Annotated in this window: 19 protein-coding genes; 16 read left to right on the top strand and 3 right to left on the bottom strand. The window is 35.8% G+C overall.

The window, feature by feature from the left end; all coding sequences use genetic code 11:
* The first annotated feature begins 46 nt into the window (after positions 1-46).
* Both uvrA and uvrC read left to right on the top strand, forming a co-directional pair.
* Positions 47-2,899: an excinuclease ABC subunit UvrA gene (uvrA, locus tag FNLLGLLA_RS06115; protein ID WP_156697471.1), complete on the top strand. Its 2,853-nt coding sequence runs from the start codon at positions 47-49 to the stop codon at positions 2,897-2,899.
* A gap of 134 nt (positions 2,900-3,033) precedes the next feature.
* Entirely contained in the window at positions 3,034-4,860 is a 1,827-nt protein-coding gene (uvrC, locus tag FNLLGLLA_RS06110; RefSeq protein ID WP_156697472.1) for an excinuclease ABC subunit UvrC, read from the top strand.
* Between the two features lie 52 nt (positions 4,861-4,912).
* Here uvrC and FNLLGLLA_RS06105 read toward each other — a convergent pair whose 3' ends face one another.
* A complete protein-coding gene (locus FNLLGLLA_RS06105) occupies positions 4,913-6,271 on the bottom strand; it encodes an MATE family efflux transporter (protein WP_156697473.1) in 1,359 nt (452 codons plus the stop codon).
* 271 nt (positions 6,272-6,542) lie between these two features.
* Between FNLLGLLA_RS06105 and FNLLGLLA_RS06100 the strand changes: the two genes are divergently transcribed.
* From FNLLGLLA_RS06100 to FNLLGLLA_RS06065, 8 genes are all read left to right on the top strand, one after another.
* The gene (locus FNLLGLLA_RS06100; RefSeq protein ID WP_039964892.1) at positions 6,543-7,202 is read left to right on the top strand and encodes a TerC family protein; all 660 of its coding nucleotides are present in this window, start codon (positions 6,543-6,545) and stop codon (positions 7,200-7,202) included.
* 201 nt (positions 7,203-7,403) lie between these two features.
* On the top strand, positions 7,404-8,072 hold the full coding sequence (locus tag FNLLGLLA_RS06095; RefSeq protein ID WP_156697474.1) for a TerC family protein: 669 nt from the start codon (positions 7,404-7,406) through the stop codon (positions 8,070-8,072).
* Entirely contained in the window at positions 8,072-9,589 is a 1,518-nt protein-coding gene (rlmD, locus tag FNLLGLLA_RS06090; RefSeq protein ID WP_004693470.1) for a 23S rRNA (uracil(1939)-C(5))-methyltransferase RlmD, read from the top strand. Before FNLLGLLA_RS06095 ends, rlmD begins: the two co-directional genes overlap by 1 nt.
* Before the next feature lie 69 nt (positions 9,590-9,658).
* Positions 9,659-10,450, top strand: coding sequence for a hypothetical protein (locus tag FNLLGLLA_RS06085; protein ID WP_004693472.1), 792 nt, complete (start codon positions 9,659-9,661; stop codon positions 10,448-10,450).
* Positions 10,451-10,532: 82 nt separating this feature from the next.
* Positions 10,533-10,958 carry a hypothetical protein gene (locus FNLLGLLA_RS06080; protein WP_004693473.1) on the top strand — a complete coding sequence of 142 codons (426 nt, stop codon included), beginning with the start codon at positions 10,533-10,535 and terminating at the stop codon, positions 10,956-10,958.
* Positions 10,959-11,093: 135 nt separating this feature from the next.
* The gene (locus FNLLGLLA_RS06075; RefSeq protein WP_004693475.1) at positions 11,094-11,738 is read left to right on the top strand and encodes a hypothetical protein; all 645 of its coding nucleotides are present in this window, start codon (positions 11,094-11,096) and stop codon (positions 11,736-11,738) included.
* A 9-nt stretch (positions 11,739-11,747) separates the two neighbouring features.
* The gene (locus FNLLGLLA_RS06070; RefSeq protein WP_156697475.1) at positions 11,748-12,227 is read left to right on the top strand and encodes a pyridoxamine 5'-phosphate oxidase family protein; all 480 of its coding nucleotides are present in this window, start codon (positions 11,748-11,750) and stop codon (positions 12,225-12,227) included.
* 105 nt (positions 12,228-12,332) lie between these two features.
* Positions 12,333-12,986, top strand: a complete 654-nt coding sequence (locus FNLLGLLA_RS06065) for a DUF4304 domain-containing protein (RefSeq protein ID WP_156697476.1) — start codon at positions 12,333-12,335, stop codon at positions 12,984-12,986.
* 106 nt (positions 12,987-13,092) lie between these two features.
* Here the strand turns inward: FNLLGLLA_RS06065 and FNLLGLLA_RS06060 are convergent, their stop codons facing one another.
* Together FNLLGLLA_RS06060 and FNLLGLLA_RS09815 are read right to left on the bottom strand one after the other, a co-directional pair.
* Positions 13,093-15,168 carry a TonB-dependent receptor gene (locus FNLLGLLA_RS06060; RefSeq protein ID WP_232054979.1) on the bottom strand — a complete coding sequence of 692 codons (2,076 nt, stop codon included), beginning with the start codon at positions 15,166-15,168 and terminating at the stop codon, positions 13,093-13,095.
* Positions 15,134-15,364: a hypothetical protein gene (locus FNLLGLLA_RS09815; RefSeq protein WP_232054978.1), complete on the bottom strand. Its 231-nt coding sequence runs from the start codon at positions 15,362-15,364 to the stop codon at positions 15,134-15,136. Before FNLLGLLA_RS09815 ends, FNLLGLLA_RS06060 begins: the two co-directional genes overlap by 35 nt.
* Positions 15,365-15,565: 201 nt before the next feature.
* Here FNLLGLLA_RS09815 and FNLLGLLA_RS06055 point away from each other — a divergent pair, with 201 nt between their 5' ends.
* The 6 genes from FNLLGLLA_RS06055 (at position 15,566) to FNLLGLLA_RS06030 (ending at position 19,277) form a co-directional block, all read left to right on the top strand.
* A complete protein-coding gene (locus tag FNLLGLLA_RS06055; protein WP_156697477.1) occupies positions 15,566-15,982 on the top strand; it encodes a polyketide cyclase in 417 nt (138 codons plus the stop codon).
* 44 nt (positions 15,983-16,026) lie between these two features.
* Positions 16,027-16,662 (top strand): DUF6037 family protein, encoded by a 636-nt coding sequence (locus tag FNLLGLLA_RS06050; RefSeq protein WP_232054977.1) that lies wholly within the window; start codon positions 16,027-16,029, stop codon positions 16,660-16,662.
* A gap of 220 nt (positions 16,663-16,882) precedes the next feature.
* Positions 16,883-17,944, top strand: coding sequence for an ankyrin repeat domain-containing protein (locus tag FNLLGLLA_RS06045; protein ID WP_156697478.1), 1,062 nt, complete (start codon positions 16,883-16,885; stop codon positions 17,942-17,944).
* Positions 17,945-17,987: 43 nt separating this feature from the next.
* Positions 17,988-18,407 carry a bacteriocin gene (locus FNLLGLLA_RS06040; RefSeq protein ID WP_156697479.1) on the top strand — a complete coding sequence of 140 codons (420 nt, stop codon included), beginning with the start codon at positions 17,988-17,990 and terminating at the stop codon, positions 18,405-18,407.
* The gene (locus tag FNLLGLLA_RS06035; protein ID WP_156697646.1) at positions 18,400-18,759 is read left to right on the top strand and encodes a hypothetical protein; all 360 of its coding nucleotides are present in this window, start codon (positions 18,400-18,402) and stop codon (positions 18,757-18,759) included. The genes FNLLGLLA_RS06040 and FNLLGLLA_RS06035 overlap by 8 nt, the downstream gene beginning before the upstream one ends.
* Positions 18,760-18,806: 47 nt before the next feature.
* A complete protein-coding gene (locus FNLLGLLA_RS06030) occupies positions 18,807-19,277 on the top strand; it encodes a glycosyl transferase family 4 (RefSeq protein WP_156697480.1) in 471 nt (156 codons plus the stop codon).
* The last annotated feature ends 21 nt before the right edge of the window (positions 19,278-19,298 follow it).

Genomic DNA, 19,298 nt, shown 5'->3' with positions numbered 1-19,298 from the left:
AGAGAGATGATGCCGTTTGGTATCATCTCTTTAAATAGGAAAGATAATGAAAGATCAATTGATTGTAAAAGGTGCGCGTCAGCATAACCTAAAAAATATTGATATATCCTTACCACGTGATCAGTTTATCGTCTTAACTGGCCTCAGTGGTTCGGGTAAATCATCCCTAGCATTTGATACGATTTACGCAGAAGGGCAACGACGTTATGTTGAGTCCCTGTCTGCGTATGCACGTCAATTTTTGGGACAAATGGATAAACCCGATGTCGATTATATTGAAGGTTTATCTCCAGCCATTTCTATCGACCAAAAGACGACGAGTCGCAACCCTCGTTCTACGGTTGGTACCGTAACGGAGATTTACGACTATTTACGTCTGTTATTTGCACGCGTAGGTCATGCACACTGTCCAGAGTGTGGTAAGCCTATTACTCAGCAAACAATACAACAAATGACCGACGATGTAATGAGCTTTCCCGAAGGTACAAAGGTTTTAGTGCTGGCCCCTATGATTCAAGGTAAAAAAGGGGAACATAAATCGGTGTTTGAACAACTTCGCAAGGAAGGCTTTGTTCGTGCTCGAGTAGACGGTGTAGTGCGTACCTTGGACGAAGAAATTGTATTAGAGAAAAATAAGAAGCATTCCATCGATATCGTTGTGGACCGTCTCGTTGTAAAAGAAGGCATTGAATCTCGGTTGGCTGACTCTATGGAGACCGCTTCAAAATGGGCAGAAGGCATCGTTGTGATTCAAGAGGTAGACGGACCTGAACACATGTATAGCCAACATTTTGCGTGCCCAGATTGTCATATTTCATTACCTAAAATTGAACCACGTATGTTCTCTTTTAATAGTCCGTTTGGTGCGTGCCCATCTTGTTTAGGGATTGGTTCTACTATGGAGGTTGATGAGGAGCGCGTTATTCCAGATGGATCTATTAGCTTTGCCGATGGTTGCGTGCAAGCCTTGAGCTCCAATCCTAATGCTTGGTTTATGCGTCAAGTAGAAGGTCTATTAAAAGCTAATGGATATTCCTTAGACTCCACCTATGATGAATTGCCGAAAGCATTACAGAAAAAGGTGATGTACGGTACGACGGATAAGGTAAGCTTCACCTATGAAAATATGAGAGGTGAGATAAAGGAATTCTTTACTGAGTACGAAGGTATTTTACCGATGGTTAAGCGCCGTCATAGTGAAGCCTCTACAGACTCTATGCGTGAAGAATTTGAAAAGTTTATGTCTATTAAGCCGTGTACTACATGTCATGGGGCTCGTCTTAAACCTGAAGTATTAGCTATTACTGTAGGGGATAAGAATATCAACGAAGTAACGCAGTTAACTATTAAAGAAGCACTCGATTTCTTTGGTAATCTACAGTTAACTGAACGTGAACAAGTGATTGGTGCTCAAATTTTAAAGGAAATCAATGCTCGTCTAGGTTTTCTTAATAATGTAGGTCTCGATTACTTAACAATGAACCGTAGTGCAGGCACATTATCTGGTGGTGAAGCACAGCGTATTCGGTTAGCTACACAGATCGGCTCTGGCTTAGTAGGTGTATTATATATCCTAGATGAGCCATCTATCGGTTTACATCAACGCGATAATGATCGACTCATCGATACATTAAAAGGGTTACGTGACTTAGGCAATACCTTGCTCGTTGTAGAACATGATGAAGATACGATGCGTGCTGCCGATTATTTAGTAGATATCGGTCCTGGAGCAGGTGAACATGGGGGTCAAATCATTGCAGAAGGTACTGTTAAGGAAGTGATGAAGGTAGAAAACTCCATTACTGGTCAGTATTTGAGTGGTCGTAAATTTATCGCTCTTCCGGAAGAACGCCGTAAACCAGGTAAGAACTGCATTGAAATTCGCGGTGCTAAGGAAAACAATTTACAAAATGTAAATGTAAAATTCCCTATTGGCTTGTTTAATGTTGTTACTGGTGTCAGCGGTTCTGGTAAGTCTACCTTGATTAATGAAATTCTCTACAAAGGTTTAGCTAATCAATTATATCGCTCTAACCACAAAGTAGGGGCTCATAAAGAAATCCGTGGTCTTGAACATATCGATAAAATCATCAATATTGATCAAAGTCCGATTGGCCGTACACCTCGTTCCAATCCAGCTACATACACGGGTGTATTCGATGCCATACGCGAGCTCTATAGTCAAACACCGGAAGCAAAGATGCGCGGTTACAAACAAGGGCGCTTTAGCTTTAACGTAAAAGGTGGCCGCTGTGAAGCTTGTCGTGGTGATGGTATTATCAAGATTGAAATGCATTTTCTTCCAGATGTATACGTGCCTTGTGAAGTCTGCAAAGGAGCGCGATATAATCGTGAAACCTTGGAGGTTAAATATAAAGGTAAATCCATTGCTGATGTATTAGATATGACAGTTGATGATGCGGTAGAATTCTTTAGTGCCATCCCTAAAATTAACCGTAAGATGGTTACCCTCCAAGAGGTTGGCCTTGGGTATATCCGTTTAGGTCAGGCGGCTACTACATTATCTGGTGGTGAGGCTCAACGGGTTAAATTAGCTACAGAACTAGCGCGTCGTAGCACCGGTAAAACGCTATACATCCTCGATGAGCCTACTACAGGTCTTCATGCTGAAGATATTCGTAAGTTGTTACATGTATTGCAACAACTTGTAGAGGGCGGAGATACAGTTGTTGTTATCGAACATAATTTAGATGTTATTAAGATGGCTGATCACATTATTGATCTTGGTCCTGAAGGTGGTAATCGCGGAGGCACTATCGTGGCAACTGGTACGCCTGAGGAAATTGTTAAGGTGAAAGAAAGCTATACCGGCAAATTCTTAGGTCCTGTATTGGAACAGACTAAGAAATTTATGAAAGCAGCAAAGCATAAGAAATAAAATAGTACATATAATTAAGTTTCTATAAAAGAAAAATCATAAAGAGAATAGACTACATCCTTCAACTCATGAAGGGCATTATTTAAAGAAGTGTGTAAGCTATTCTCTTGTAATCTACAAGGAAAGGAGGAAACATGCCGTCTGAAGAATTACTGGAAAAGGTCAGTCATCTGCCAACGACGCCAGGTGTCTATTTATGGCGTGATCAATATAACCGCATCATCTATGTAGGTAAAGCTATTAATCTGCGCAACCGTGTGCGTTCCTATGTACGTAACGATGCGAACCGCGCACCAAAGGTTACGGCCATGATGAAACGAGCCGTCGATGTGGAAGTCATTCAAACAAAAACGGAGATGGAAGCGCTCATCTTGGAGAATACACTTATCAAGGAGCATGAACCGAAATATAATATTAGGCTTCGTGATGATAAGACGTATCCCTATGTTAAAATATCAGTGCAAGAGGACTATCCTCGAGTATATATGACGCGTCGCCTAGAGCGTGATGGAGCTAAGTACTTTGGCCCTTTTACAGATGTCACATCTGTTCATGTGGTACTGAAATTAATACGACAGTACTATCCATTGCGGACCTGTAAATCTATGAAGGTAGAACGCCCATGCTTACAGTATCATATGCATTATTGCGAGGCACCGTGTTTTAATAAAATATCGGTACCCGATTATCGGAAGTATATTGACGAAATCATAGAACTTTTTGAAGGTAAACCTATACCATTGCTAAAGGAAATTAAATCAAAGATGGAGGCTGCTGCAGAAGATTTGCGCTTTGAAGATGCGGCACGTTATCGTGATCAATTGTCTAGCATTGAAAAGATACAAGAAAAACAACGCATGGTTACTCAACGTGGCGACTTAGACGTCTTAGGATTGGCTGTAGATACATCGATGGCCTGTGTACAGTTGCTATTCATCCGCGGTGGTCGTCTGTTAGGCCGTGAGAATTACTTTGTGCAACATGATGGCGATAGTTCAGAAACCATTATGACGGACTTTATCAAGCAATACTATGGAGATACAAACTTTATTCCTAAAGAGTTACTACTACCTATGGAGAGTACAGATAGGGACTTATTAACGGAATGGTTTACACAGTTAAAAGGTCAACACGTAGATGTATCTGTGCCACAACGTGGCTATAAGATGGATATGATCAAGATGGCTCATGAAAATGCGGAAACTTTCCTTGAAGAACGTCGTCGTCAGTGGCAGCACCAAATCGATAAGACTGGCGGGGCGGTTAAGAAGCTAGCCGAGATTCTCGACTTACCACGTTTACCCGAACGTATGGAGTGTTTTGATATATCTCATACACAAGGAACTGAAACGGTGGCTTCTATGGTTGTTTTTGAAGGTGGCAAGCCTGCGAAGAAAGAATATCGCCGCTTTAAACTGAAAACCACACAAGGTAAACCTGATGATTTTAAATCGATGGCTGAAATCATGGAACGTCGTTACGGGAATGAAACAGACTGGCCTATGCCAGATCTTATTATCATCGATGGTGGTAAAGGTCAGCTCAATGCGGCTTTGCCGTTAATCCGTGCCGTTGGTGTTACAGATGTGCCAGTTATCTCCTTGGCTAAGCGTATTGAAGAGGTCTTTGTAGAGGGACAATCTGAAAGTATCATTTTGAGTCATCACACGCCGGAGCTTCAATTACTTCAACAAATTCGTGATGAAGCGCATCGCTTTGCCATTACCTATCACCGTAAGTTGCGCGGTAAGCGAAATCTTGAATCTATTCTTGACCATATTGAAGGTATCGGGCCTAAACGCCGTAAGGCCTTATGGGCTCACTTTAATAGTTTAGAGGCCATGAAAGAGGCATCTATTGATGAACTTGCAAATGTAGAATCTATGAATTATAAGACGGCAGAAGCGCTATATAATTTCTTCCGTATGTCCAAAGTAGAGAAACAAGAGGCTCTAAAATAAAAAAATCACCTATTGATTACTTACACTTGAGCGTAATCAATAGGTGATTTTATTATTTTACAATAGTTCTAGGTTTGTAATGTTGTATGTAGTATGTGCGAAGTGTAAATAATATACCCGCAACTACTACGCTAGCCAACAACCCAATCCATACGCCAAATGGTCCATAATTAGGATTTTTGGCAAGGGTATAAGCTGTTGGGAAACATACGCCCCAATACGATACGAGGGAGATGTAAAGCACTATTTTTACATCCTTGTAAGCTCTTAGAATACCTTGTAATGGAGTACCGATGGCATCGATAGCGGCAAAGAATACGCCATATCCAAGGAATTGATAAATAAGTTCATATACTTCATCATCATTTGTAAATAGATCCGCAATATTATCCATATGAGTGAACGTAAAGGCACAAATGAGAACGGCTATGATGATGGCTAATACACGAGAAATATAAGAGTATTGGATAGCTTCTATTTTTCGTCCTGCACCGAGTTCATAGGCAACGGCAATGGTAGCGGACATGGCGATACTTAATGGTAAGCAGTAGAATACATTAGTAAAAGAAATGACAGATTGATGAGCTGCTACTACAGCAGATCCAAAGTGAACCATTAAGAGCCCAGCAATGCTAAAGATACTAGCTTCAAAAAAGATAGAAAAACCAATGGGTATACCAACTTGTAATTGTTCACGGATATAGTGAAAATTCGGGCTATGGAAATCTTTATAGATGCGATAGCCTTTTAACTTAGGATGCAATAGAATGACTAAGCTAAATAGAACTAAGTTTGTCCAACAGGCACCAGCAATACCGTAGCCAGCACCAACACCACCAATTTCAGGAAAACCGTAATGACCAAAGATGAGTGCATAATTTAAGAATACGTTAATCACAAAGCTTGTAAAGACGATGGCCATGGAGTAATGCGTTAATCCGTGAGAATCGACAGTGTTACGCAAGGTATTTACCCAGAGTAATGGGAATAAACCAAGTGCAAAGGCTTTCAGATAACTAATACATACCTCGGTGGCGGCCGGCTCAAGATTTAAATATGTCAATAAAGGCCGTAAGCCGAATATACCGATTAGTAAAATTAAAAATGCTAGTCCTGTACCGATGAAAAGGCCTTGATGAAAGATTATTGGAATATCATCTGTTTTCTTAGCTCCTAATAGTTGAGAAATAATTGGTGTGATACCCATTAATGTACCTTGTGCAAAGATATAGAAGAGGAGCCATAAATTATATCCCGTAGCAACACCAGCTAAATCAGTCGTACTATATTGCCCCGTTAAAAAGATGGCGATAAAGGTCGCCCCAATCAGGGAAAATTGAGTGATGCACATTGGAGTAAATAGTTTTATAAACAACCATAATTTTTGCAGTATAGAATATGTTTGATACATACTAACCTCCCTAGTAACGATATACTATACCATATCATAAAGTAGCTTAATTTAATAGCCAAAACCTAAGGGAAAAAGGAATTAAATTTATAAAAAAAATAGAGCCCATATTGTGATTATGTAAGGGGAGAAATGACCTTATATAAACTATCTTATTTAATAAGAAAGAATTATGATAAAAACGTATATATATGTTGATAATTGAATTTTACACTACTTTACTATATCGATTATAATATATATACTATTGTTTTATTCTAAGGAGGATACATTGGACATCTTAACTGTACAAGGCTTATTAGCGATGCTTCAAATCATCGTTATTGATATTTTATTAGCTGGTGATAATGCCATCGTTATTGGTATGGCGGCTCGCAACCTACCCGCACATTTACAGAAGAAGGCGATTTTCTGGGGCACAGCTGGCGCTATTATTTTACGTCTTGTTATGGCATTCCTATTTGTAGAGGCATTGAACAATATTCCTGCTCTTCGTTTAGTTGGTGGTATCCTTCTTTTATGGATCGGTTACAAGCTTGTTGTTGATGATGATAGCGAGCACAATATCGAGGCTAAAGATAATTTGCGCGCTGCTATCATGACCATTGTTATTGCAGATGGAATTATGGGTATTGATAATGTTATTGGTGTAGTTGGTGCCGCTAGTGGTAATATGACATTAGTTGCTGTCGGTATGCTTATTACAGTACCTATTATCATTTATGGTAGTACTTTATTTGTAAAAGTTATCGAACGCTTTCCAATCATCCTTTACGTTGGTGGCGGTATCCTTGCCTGGGTGGGTGCAGCGATGAGTGTGGAAGATAAATTAATTTCACATACCGTAGAACCGTATGCATTACTCATTAAAATTGGTGCTGTTATTCTCGTAGTAGGGGCATCTTTGTTAGTAAAGAAACTTAAAAAATAATGTAATATATCTCTTCTTCTAGTCGTAGGAGGAGAGATATTTTTTTCGTAAAAGTATAGTCATTATAATGAACCTTATAGGCTAATCTTAAGAATAACAGTGGTAGTCTAAGAGCTTTCTTTTAGATGAGAAAATAGAGAATTTGTGGTATAGTTAAGGGATAGTTATAGAATTAGCAGAGTGAATTGAGGTAAGTATAGAATGGAATTTTTAGAAGTTGCAACGTGGATAACGATTAGCAAAATTATTTTGATCGATATATTATTGGCCGGGGATAATGCCGTTGTTATTGGGATGGCAGCGGGTAAATTGGCACCAGAATTACAAAAGAAAGCTGTTATCTGGGGTACAGTGGGGGCTATTGGAATGCGCCTTGTATTTGCCACTCTTTTAGTAGAAGCACTTACTTTAATTCCTCTTATTCACTTAGGTGGTGGACTTGTACTTGTATGGATTGCCATTCAACTCTTAAAAGGTGGAGATGAAGATGCACATATCGAAGCTAAGAATTCCTTAATGGGAGCCATTTGGACAATCATTGTGGCTGATGCGATGATGAGTATCGATAATGTAATTGGCGTAGTTGGTGCCGCTAAAGGACATTTAGAGCTCGTTATTGTTGGTATGTTAATCACTGTTCCAATCATTGTGTTCTGCTCTACACTATTTGCTCGTATCATTAATAAGTTTCCTGTCATCCTTTGGGCTGGTGGTGCTTTATTAGGTTGGGTTGCTGGTGAAATGATTGTAGAAGATCCACTCCTTGTTCCCTATATTCAAGGGGAAGAGTTATTGGTGAAATTTGGAACGGTATTCTTTGTACTCATTGTAACTGGTATGATTAAAATTTGGAAGAAAAGAGACTCGTAATGAATGGTACAAGTCGTACATCTCGTAAGAATAAATCGAAATTTAAACAACAGAATAAAAATCGATCTAATGGGAAACAGAATTCCAATCATTATAATGGACAACAAAATACCAATACTTCTGTATCTAAAAAACAACAAGCTCTTTTAAATGCCCCTGTTAAACTTGGGGACGAAGTATTAGTTACCATTCACGGTATTGGCAGTAGTGGCGAAGGGGTAGGTCGCGTAGAGGACTTTACAGTGTTTGTTCCCTTTGCCTTACCTGGGGAAACAGTGAAAGTATCTATTACTATGGTGAAAAAAACGTATGCTACAGGTAGACTCTTGGAAATCGTTACTATGGCGCCGAATCGGATCGATGCCAGTTGTGATCTTTACGGATTCTGTGGTGGTTGTCAATTACAACATATTACCTATGAAGGGCAGCTTTCACTAAAAACACAAAAGGTGAAAGATGTTATAGAACGCATTGGACATCAAAACCCAGAACTTGTGAAACCCGCATTAGGTCCAAAAGACCCTTGGGCATATCGTAACAAAATGCAAATGCCTGTAGGTGGTACTAAAGGTGATATTCTCATGGGATTTTATGCCATGGGTTCTCACGATATCGTGCAAGGCACGAATTGTCCCATACAAGATGAAGGCAATAATAGCATTGCTCAAGCCTGCTATCAAATTGCTAAAGAATTTGATATCGAACCTTATAATGAACATACAGGCAAAGGTATACTACGCCATGTAATCGGTCGTATTGGACAATCTGGATGGATGGTTATTCTTGTAACCGCAACAGATAACTTACCGCATCAAGAAAAGTGGGTTAAAAACCTGACTGAACGTGTGCCTCAAGTGGAAACAATCGTTCATAACGTGAATGGTAAGCGTACAAATGTTATTCTTGGACCTAAAAATCGCATCCTTTATGGAGATGGGACTATTACAGACCATATTAAAGACTTGCGGTTTACTTTATCACCTCACTCTTTTTTCCAAGTTAATCCAGAACAAACTACAGTCCTTTACGATCAAGCACTAAAATATGCGAACCTAAAAGGGGAGGAAACTGTTATCGATGCGTACTGTGGAACAGGTACCATTTCATTGTTTTTAGCTCATAAGGCAAAACATGTTATTGGCATAGAAATCGTAGAACCAGCTATTAACAACGCTCGTGAAAACGCCCGACGCAATGGCTATGATAATACAGAGTTTATCGTCGCCGATGCGGCTGTAGAAATGCCAAAACTCTATAAAGCAGGCGTACGACCAGATGTCATCGTATTCGACCCAATCCGAGCGGGCTGTAAAGAAGAAGTACTAACCTCTGCTGCAGGTATGGAACCAAAACGCATTGTCTACGTATCCTGTAACCCAGCAACTATGGCGCGTGACATTGAAATCCTCACACACTATGGCTATGAACTAGAAGAAGTACAACCTGTTGACATGTTCCCTATGACAGCACATGTCGAAGCGGTGGCTTTGCTTACTAGAAACGAAGTGACGCAGTAAGTATTAGTACTGGTTATGTAAGAGCGGGAGAGAAATTCAATTATAGTAAATTTTATAGGAAATATAATAATGGGGTTAGTAAGTTGGTTAATTATAAATGGAGATGATTCTTTGGCTAACCATGCATATAGAGATAAAGAAAGACAAGATTTAATACTAGCAAGTGAGGCTCTTGAAGAAAATAGGGATAAATCTTTTTATTGTCCAAATCCGCTATGTAATAGTAAATTATTTGTATGTGCTGGTGATGGCTCTCGGAAAGCATATTTTAGAGCAACTAAATCTGCGTATAAACATATTGCTAATTGTCCTTATGCAAATAGTTCAGTCGCTTTTGATGACAATAAATTTAATGAATTAAATTTTTCTTTTGAAAATGCGATGCAAAATCTTTTAGTTAAGAAGAATCCGAAAAATTCAAGTGGGAATTCTAAAAAATCTTCATATGGTGAATATTATAATCTCACACTCAGTACAATAAAGCAGATATATTCTATATGCAAACGATTTCCTCCTAATTACTCATATGGAAATGAGAAAATTGGAAGAATGATTTTAGATGATAGAACTGCATACTGGTATCCTAAAGGTGTTTTCGGCTTTAAAATAATTGAGTCTTGTGTAAAAGGTCGCTTTTACGATAGTGATAAAAATGAGATTTATTTAGTAGCCCCTGTAGCAAATCCTAATTATCATTTTATATTATCTATTTCTGATATAAACCTTTATAAAAAGATAAGAAATATGGTATTTGAAAATAAAGATAAATTTATTATAGTTGCTGGAGACTGGAAGGCGTCAAATTTAGGCTATGGTTATTTTGAAACAAGAATATATAGTGATAGACAAATAACTATTTAAATTGATATTTTATAAACTATTATGAGACTATTTCTTCTTGTAGATAAATAATATAAGTCGTATCTTTTAAAGGAGTAAGAAAATGGAGCTTCGATCACTTGCTAGGATATCTTTACCTAAGGACGAGTATGTTTACTTGTTGGGGATGGCTATTTCAGTATTTATCTCTAATAATGGTTTTATTATAGAGAACATTATTAATACAGATAGTGATTATTCTTGGTATGACTTGATTGATAAAGAATCAGGCCAACTTAAATCGCCTATTGCTCAAACAATTACGAAAAATGCTGGTGCAGAAATAGCCGAGTTATTTTCAGATATTGTTTATAAGAGAAATCGCATCATTCATAGTTTCAGATGTACGTCATCTAAAGAAGAGCAAATTTTAGCTACAAAAGATAGAATTACCAATCAACAATTTTATATAGATGAGCATTATTTGATAAATTTTATAGAGTTGAATAATAAACTATCTCACTTATTGCATGAATATCGTGGATATTAAAATAATCAATAATGATATTTTGTTGTCTAGACTAAAAGCCCTTCACTTATCTGAAGGCTTTTACTATACATTCATACTTATAAATGTAATATAATTAGAATAAATAGATGTATTGTATTCGATGAGGTATGTGTTATGGAATCAATCTTAGATATTCATGAGATAATGCACCTATTGAGTATGTGGCGACCAATATTTCATTCTGAAGCAGACTTTCAGTTTAGCTTAGCTTGGCTCATAAAAAAGAAATACCCTGATTGTGAAATTCGATTAGAATTTGTGCCTGAATTTAATCCTAGCTTACATCTTGATATTCTTGTTATATTAAATGGTAAATGGATTCCTATTGAGCTTAAATATACGACAAAAAGATGCATTAAAACTATAAATGATGAAGTGTATGTGTTGAAGGAGCAAGGGGCTAAGGATCAAGGCTGCTATAATTATTTAAAAGATATTATGCGTATAGAGGAGTTCAGGGATAAGACTAGTAAATTTATTGAAGGTTATACTATTAAGATAACTAGTGAGATGTCTTATCTAAAGCCTCCGACAAAGGTAAATTGTACATATGCTGAATTTTCTATTGAGAATGGTTCTATTAAAACTGGATGCATGAATTGGGACGCTAATACAGGAAAAGGAACAATGCGTGGAATGGAAGCACCCATAGTATTAACGGGTATGTATCCCATAAACTGGAAAGAGTATTCTAAAGTTGATAATACTAATAGTGGTACTTTCATGTATCTTGTAAATACAATTAGTAAGAAAAATTAGGAGATATATATGTTTAAACCAGTTCGTAAAAAGATAAATGAAATAGACCATAGTGCTGCAGAAGCTTTATTACAATCTAATCGTCGTGGAATTATTGCTATGAATGGTGATGAGAGCTATCCGTATGCTATTCCTATCAATTATTTTTATGATTCTGATAAGAGGAAAATTTACTTTCATGGAGCTAAAGCGGGTCATAAAGTAGATGCATTGAAAACTTCAGATAAGGTATGTTTTACCGTATATGGTAATGAGCGTATTGATGAATCTGAATTCTGGGCACCGTATGTACAAAGCGTAGTTGTGTTTGGGCGGTGTCGTTTATTAGAGGCTGGACCAGAATCTATAGAGCGATTAAAAGAATTTGCTATGAAGTATTATCCTGATGAAACTTTAGCTGATGAACAAATTGCTCGTAATGGGAGAGCAACACAGATGTTTGAAATCACCATTGAGCATATGAGTGGAAAACAAGTACAAGAAAAATAATAGATTAGCCCTTCACATAGGCGAAGGGCTTTTACTATACACTCATACTAGTAGATGTAATATAATTAATATCAATAAGTTATAAGATATTTGAGGAGTATTAGTATGACATTGAAGCCTAGAGAGGTATGTGAAAAAGCGTGGCAAGATATAGCGAGTCATTTTCCAGATTTTAAGGTGACCGGTAAAGGTCAGAAGTTAAAGAAAATCTCTAAAAATAAAGATCTTACCTTTGAAATCTGTTTTCAGGCTAACAGAAATAATTATGCGTGTAGTGTAGAATTTGTTCCACATATTTTTATTTATTCAAAAGATATGAAGAAGGCTAATTATCATAATGGATTTGTTTATGGCGGAGAGCTTGGAAGCTTATTAAATAGAAAAGCTTGGCACTGGTGGCAATTAGCAGGAGCAAGCTATCAGTATACTGTAGATGAAGTTAGCAAATTACTTGAGGAACATATCATGCCAATATTTGATGATTTTGAAGATACAGAAAGTAATATTGAAAAGTTTATAGATGGAGATATAATTGATCATAATTTACTGTATTATATTTATCACTTTGGTGGAAAAGCTAAGGCTGAGCAGTATTTTAATAAGATAATAGAAAAAGATAAGTTAAGCAGTAAATATATTGGCTTTTATAATCATTTGAAAGACTTGCCGAAGGAAAGTATCTTATTAGATGAAGGAGAGTTTTATGGAGCTGATATGGTTAAGTTTGCTTTTATCAATGGACTCGAAATAGACAAATAATAGAGAAGCCCTTCGCATAGTGATATGTACCCCCTTTACTGGTTGTCCAGTAAAGGGGGTACATATCATATATGAAGGGCTTTTACTATAATTTGACCAATGATTACTAGAATTTAAACTTCATACTTGCGGAGTATGTACGACCGGCTGTTGCTTCATCATTAAAGAATATGCGGTTAAATACATTTTGAATACCAAACTGCAATGTCGCCTCTTTAGAGAACTTATAATTCATAGCTATATTAGAAATAAAGTAACTATCCTCAGAACCATATTGACCAGTAATGTCATCTACAGATTGACGACGACTTACATATTGAGTATCCCAAAGTGCATTCCATTTGCCACTAGTATATTCAAGCCCTGCATGGAATATATGTTTAGGAATATCATAATTTACTTCCGTATATTCGTTAGTATTTGTATTAGGAAGTTCTTTGTGTTTAATACGGCCCATTTGCCAAGTATAATTTCCAAATACAGACCATTTTGATGATAATTTATGTCGAACTTCTAGTTCTACACCACGGCGAGTTTCTAGGTCCACATTATTATACATTTTATAATCTACATCACCATTACGATCATAATAGGTTACATATTTTATTTTGTCTTTTGTTTTTACATAGAATCCAGATACATTTAATGTTGTTTTTGTATTCCATTCTTTTTTTAGACCAATTTCAAATGAGTCAGACCGTTCTGGATCTAAGTTAGGATTGGCTTTTACAATATCACTATATCGATACACTTGGCTCAATGGAGGTGGGTTAAAGGAGTGTCCGTAAGAAGCATACACGTTCAAAGAGTCATTCAAATAATGTTCAATAGCCAATCTAGGACTCAATTCTGTATATGTGCCTTCTCCATGATTTACGGTGTCATATTTTTTATTAACCTTATCATACGTAACGTGTTGTCCATGGTACTTTTTAAATCGGTCTATACGAAGCCCTGTATAAATTGCCCAATCATTATTAGGTCGATAAGTATCTTGTATGAATAATGCTAGATTGTTAGTAGCGCCTTTGTTAATTTCATACAATCCACCTGGATATGTTGTAGAATCAAAAGAGGAATGATTTCTCCAATTTGTTAGTTCTCTTCGTTTTTGATCAAAGTTTTCTTTTTTCCAGTTTAATCCAGCAACAAGAGTATGTTTACCCATACGGTCCCAGATTTTTTGTACATCTAAGTTAATTGTTTTTCCAGGGTAGAAGGAGTCATCGCCAGGTCCATTATAGTTTGGTGTGTTTGGACTATTAGGACTAGAGAATCCGTCTTTCTTGCGATCCAATACATTAAAAATAACTTGTAATTTGCTCTTGTCATTTTTATATTGTAAATTATGAGCGTGATATTCTTTCAATCCATCATAGCCTAAATATCTACTTGTTCTAAGAGCCACATATTTTTGATCATTTATTTTGATGTTTCCTGAGAAAACTGGTTTACCATTTACTGTAATCGTACTCATAGGATTTTCATAGGCATATCTATTTTTTGTGTATAGATATGAATATGTTAAAGCTTCCTTGTCACGTAGATTCATCGTTATATAGGTTGAAAGACTTTTATTATTATATGACTTATTACCTCGACTACCTAATAGATAGGCACCATCTTTGGTTTGTGGTACAGGATTATCAGGTGTCACTGTTTTTGTATTAGGTTTGATTTTTGCTGCTTTGCCAGTAATGAAGAAACCTGGATATCCATCGGTACGTCTTTGTTCAAAAGACATACCAACAGCAACACGATCTGATACACGAGCGTCAAAGCCTAACTCGTCATTCAGTGTTCCATGAGAGCCATATCCAACTTGACCATGCCAATGAATGTCTTTTACGGATTGTTTTGGTTCTGCTTGTTTCGTTTGTATGCTGATAACACCTGCCACACCTCTACCACCATATAAAGAAGAGCTAGGGCCACGTACTAGCTCAATTCGTTCAATTGAATGTACCGGTATAGCTTCCCAATCAACACTATTATTAAATGTATTATTCATTGGTACACCATTAAGTAGTACTAATGTATTGGTAGAGTCAAATCCACGGATTTGTAAGCCGCCATTGGCTTTTTGGCTTTTATAAACACCAGGCAACATTTGTAGAGCATCTGCTACCGTATCAGCTCTTCGCGCTTCAATATCTTCCGTTGTTACAACAGAAACATACAATGTCTTCCATTGTTCTTGTAGCTGTCACAGTCACATTATAAGTTGGTAATGGTACAGGTTCATCTGTTACATTCTTGTCAATGGCATTTACAATTTGACCACTCATAGCCGTTAAAATCATGGAAAATAATAGAGCTTTCGAGGTAATGGTTTGATTGCAACCACTTGCTTTTTTCTTACATTTACTTTTTCTCATACACACAACCCTTTAATAAATAAAAATACACTATTTTAAGTATATCATTGAAATATGTTTCTGAATATTATCATGTTATGAATACTACTTATATTAATATGAATATTATTAAGGGGGTTGTAGAGATATGTAAGTAGGTTAAAGAGTTTAATCCATCTTTTATTGATTATGTGTATTTTTAATATATTTGAGGTGATTACTATGGCAGTTTCTAATTTAAGAGCTACATTAATATGTCCAATAGAAATAGTATGGGATACAGTGACAAATCTGAATGATTATTCATGGAGAAGTGATTTAAAAGATGTAAGAATTATAGATGAGCATAACTTTATAGAGATTACAAAGGATGGTATTGAAACTTATTTTAAAATTACAGAATGTATCAAATACCAGTCATGGATATTTGAGATAGAAAATAAAAATATTAAGGGTACTTGGGTTGGAAAATTTTATGCGGAGGGAGATAAAACGATTCTAGATTTTACAGAAAATATTGTTTCTAAAAAATCAATACTTAAGCCATTTATAAGCTTATATTTGAAACGACAACAAAAAATATATTTTAGAGATTTAAAAGCAAAACTGAATTGTGAAGAGTTTGACGCTGTTAGATAATATTTATAAGATTAGTTTTATCAAAATAGAAGGTGGTGCGTTTTGTGGCTGAGGTTAGATTTGAAAATCTTCGAAAGTTATTAAAGAGTATGAAGGAAAATGAATGGATAATCGATACTTTTTGGTTTAAGTATAAGAGTGAAAATTATGTAGTAATTCTTAAAGTGTATAACGAAAACGAGAGAAAACCAAGTGATTATGCAAAAGTAAAATTAGAATTTATTAGAGGCAATAATGTTAAAGATTCTATTCATGCTTATGCAGATTTTTGGGAAATATATTTTAATAGTAGAGATGAGTTCGCTAAATTTTTTAATATCAATAGAAGCGATGCTAATCGTGACTTATTTATTGATTTTTCGAAAATTTTTGCAAAGTTTATACCTGTTAAGAAAATAGAGGAAAAGAGCGATTTGCTTAGGAGATTAGAAGGTTCAAGATGTGAAGGTAATAATCCTGATGCAATATTTTGTTATGATGTTAAACGTAATGGGAGTACAAATGGTCATAAGAATACTAGAACTATAGAAAATAGTAATAAGGCTCGTACTTTAAGATCTTTTTTATATTATAAATATAGAGAAGATCAGAATCTTAGTTTTTATTTTTCTCCTAATCCAAGTGATGAAAAGAGTGATGAAGAGATTATCTGTCAAGTTGCCAAGCGTCATGGTAAATAGACTATCTGTGGAATGCAATTTTTAAATGTGCATGGATTAAAATTTATTAATGTTCTTGTTATTTCGTTATGAAAAGATAAATTGAGATTTTAGAATTGTATTTGATATATGATAGCCTTTCGCTTATACGAGGGGCTTTTACTATACAATCATACTTATAAATGTAATATAATGTAATTAGTGATAATCATTTTAAAAATATAGTTCATGGGAGAGAGACATGATAGAGATAAAAGATTTAGGTACTTTTGAATCTGTGCCTAAAATAGTGACGGATATTATTGAGGGTAATCTACTTGCACTTGTGTCGGCGTTGGCGGCTGGTTGGGATATTCATGAAGTCATAGAAAATGATGAATATAGTGAGCATACACCCTTAGAATTAGCTTTAGTCATGTGTTGTTTGCCAAGTGTTCAATGGTTAGTAGAACATGGTGCTAATCTTAATGAGGCAGAAAATCCTAGTTTCTTATTAGCTGTTAGATATGGTAATAAAGAGATTATAGATTATGTTGTGGCTCATGGTGCCAATGTTCATGCTTTGAACCGTGTGAAAGTAGATGCTTTTCAAGCTGCCTTATATGGCAAGAAATATAATCACTTACAGATTATTCATGACTTAGGCCATACGGTACAGCAATATGGTGGTCGAGCTTTCAGAAATGCCATTACAGATAGAAATTATGAGGTCCTAGATTTTTTCATCCACAATGGTGTAGATATTAACTACAACAAGCCTGATTCTGTATATCCCTTTAAACCAACCCCATTGTGTGTAGCAGCTCGGTATGTAGACTTAAAGATGTGTAAATACTTGGTAGAACATGGTGCTGATGTAACCATTACGGAAAAGGATGGTATGCGTCCCTATAGCATTGCCATTGAAAAGGGCGATATGGAAATGGCAGAGTATTTTAAATCTTTAGAGCCTGCTGAGTTCCATGATATACAGAATAAGATGGATCAGTTAAAGCCCTTTAAATTACCAAAAGCATTAGTAAATTTTTTAGAGGGCGATCATCTTTACTTTGAATTACCAGACTCCGATTTTATATCTATAGAGTTCTTCCCACTTATTGATACGATTCCATTTAAATTAGGTCGTCGTAATCTATTGCGTTTATCTAAAGAACTAGGCGAGTATAATGAGTGGCAAATTGTGTGGGATCCTAAAAGTAAAAAGATTAGTTGTTATGATATAGAACATCAAGAGTTACGAGAACTTTGTAAATTTGATGAATTTATGGCGGATATGTCAGGTCAATTAGAAACTTTATTTTAAAATAAGGTAATTTTAATATGTAGTTAAGGAGAATAGGATATATATGATAGCTGACTTCGATAAAACATATACTGATTGGTCAATTGATGTAGGTACTTATAAATATGAAGGTATTACACTGAATGAAGTTGAGCAAAATCTATATGCTATTCAAGATCAAGAGCAAGATTTTGTAGTTATATTACCATTAAATGCAATCTTAATAGATAATAAAAAGTATAACTTTGTACAAGTTTGTAGTGATCAAGATACTGATTTATTACATACAGAAATTAGTGTAACTAATAATGGTGAGAAAGGCGCTATTATATATGGTAAAAATGAGCAAGGCCCCCAAGAGGTATTACAGATAATAGCAGATTTTATTGCACATCATAAGGTGCCAGCATTAGATAGTTGGGAAATAGTGTTAGATTTAAGACCGAAGATGGAAAGCTATGTGAAGGGTACAAATGATAACTAATTCTGCAATATATGATGAACAGTTAAGACAATATACCATATCCTACGAAGGAATACAGTTTTGCTGGGATGAGAAACCAACAGATGCTAATTTAGATACGGCAAAGTTATTAGCTGTTAATTACCATAAGAATATAGATACAATTGTTACTTTCATCTATAACGAAATAAGCGATTGGTATGGGACGATAACCATTGAAGAAGTGAAAAGACGTATTGGTACGCCTATTATTGAACCCGAACGTGATGCTGTAACCTATTGCGAGCAAACCTTTGATGATACCCATATCTTTTCCTTTACATTTTGGGATGATGAATTTAAAGATTTGCATTATTTTGCCATAGATGGCTAATATATTCTTAATGTTTTCCCCATTATAACGTATATGTGGAGCTTATTATGCTATATACACCGAATAACCTTTTGTATAAGTATATTCGCTATCGATTTAGACGGATTCAGATTCAATGCAATATGGTATATGATGTAACACCAGAGGAAGAACATGAGATTTGTCGTAATCTGTTAAAAAAGAGAGCGAAGATATTGATTCCTGTTGGCATATTATATTGTTTGATCTTTGCTGTAAGTTTCGTTTGGCTATTAGGAACTAGTGAAGAACTAAACCCCGTAATGCAATGGGAAGTAAGCGTAATAGACTATGTTATACCCATTATAAATACCATTGATTTTAAATGGTATGCATATTCACTTGACCTATTGCGAGTAGCAGTTATTTTAGCCCCTATAGCGATTATAAATGTATTTCCTTATATCATTTTTTCCTATATTGTTGATACCATTTTGTTACGACGCAGGGTAAAAGTTTTAATTAAAGAATATTCCACTGATGAGAAACTATTTGGTTAAAATAATCTATTTAACTAGGAG

The sequence above is a fragment of the Veillonella parvula genome (genome assembly GCF_902810435.1).
In the GTDB taxonomy this organism is placed as follows: Bacteria; Bacillota; Negativicutes; order Veillonellales; family Veillonellaceae; genus Veillonella.
This window is presented reverse-complemented; position numbering and strand designations above follow the sequence as displayed.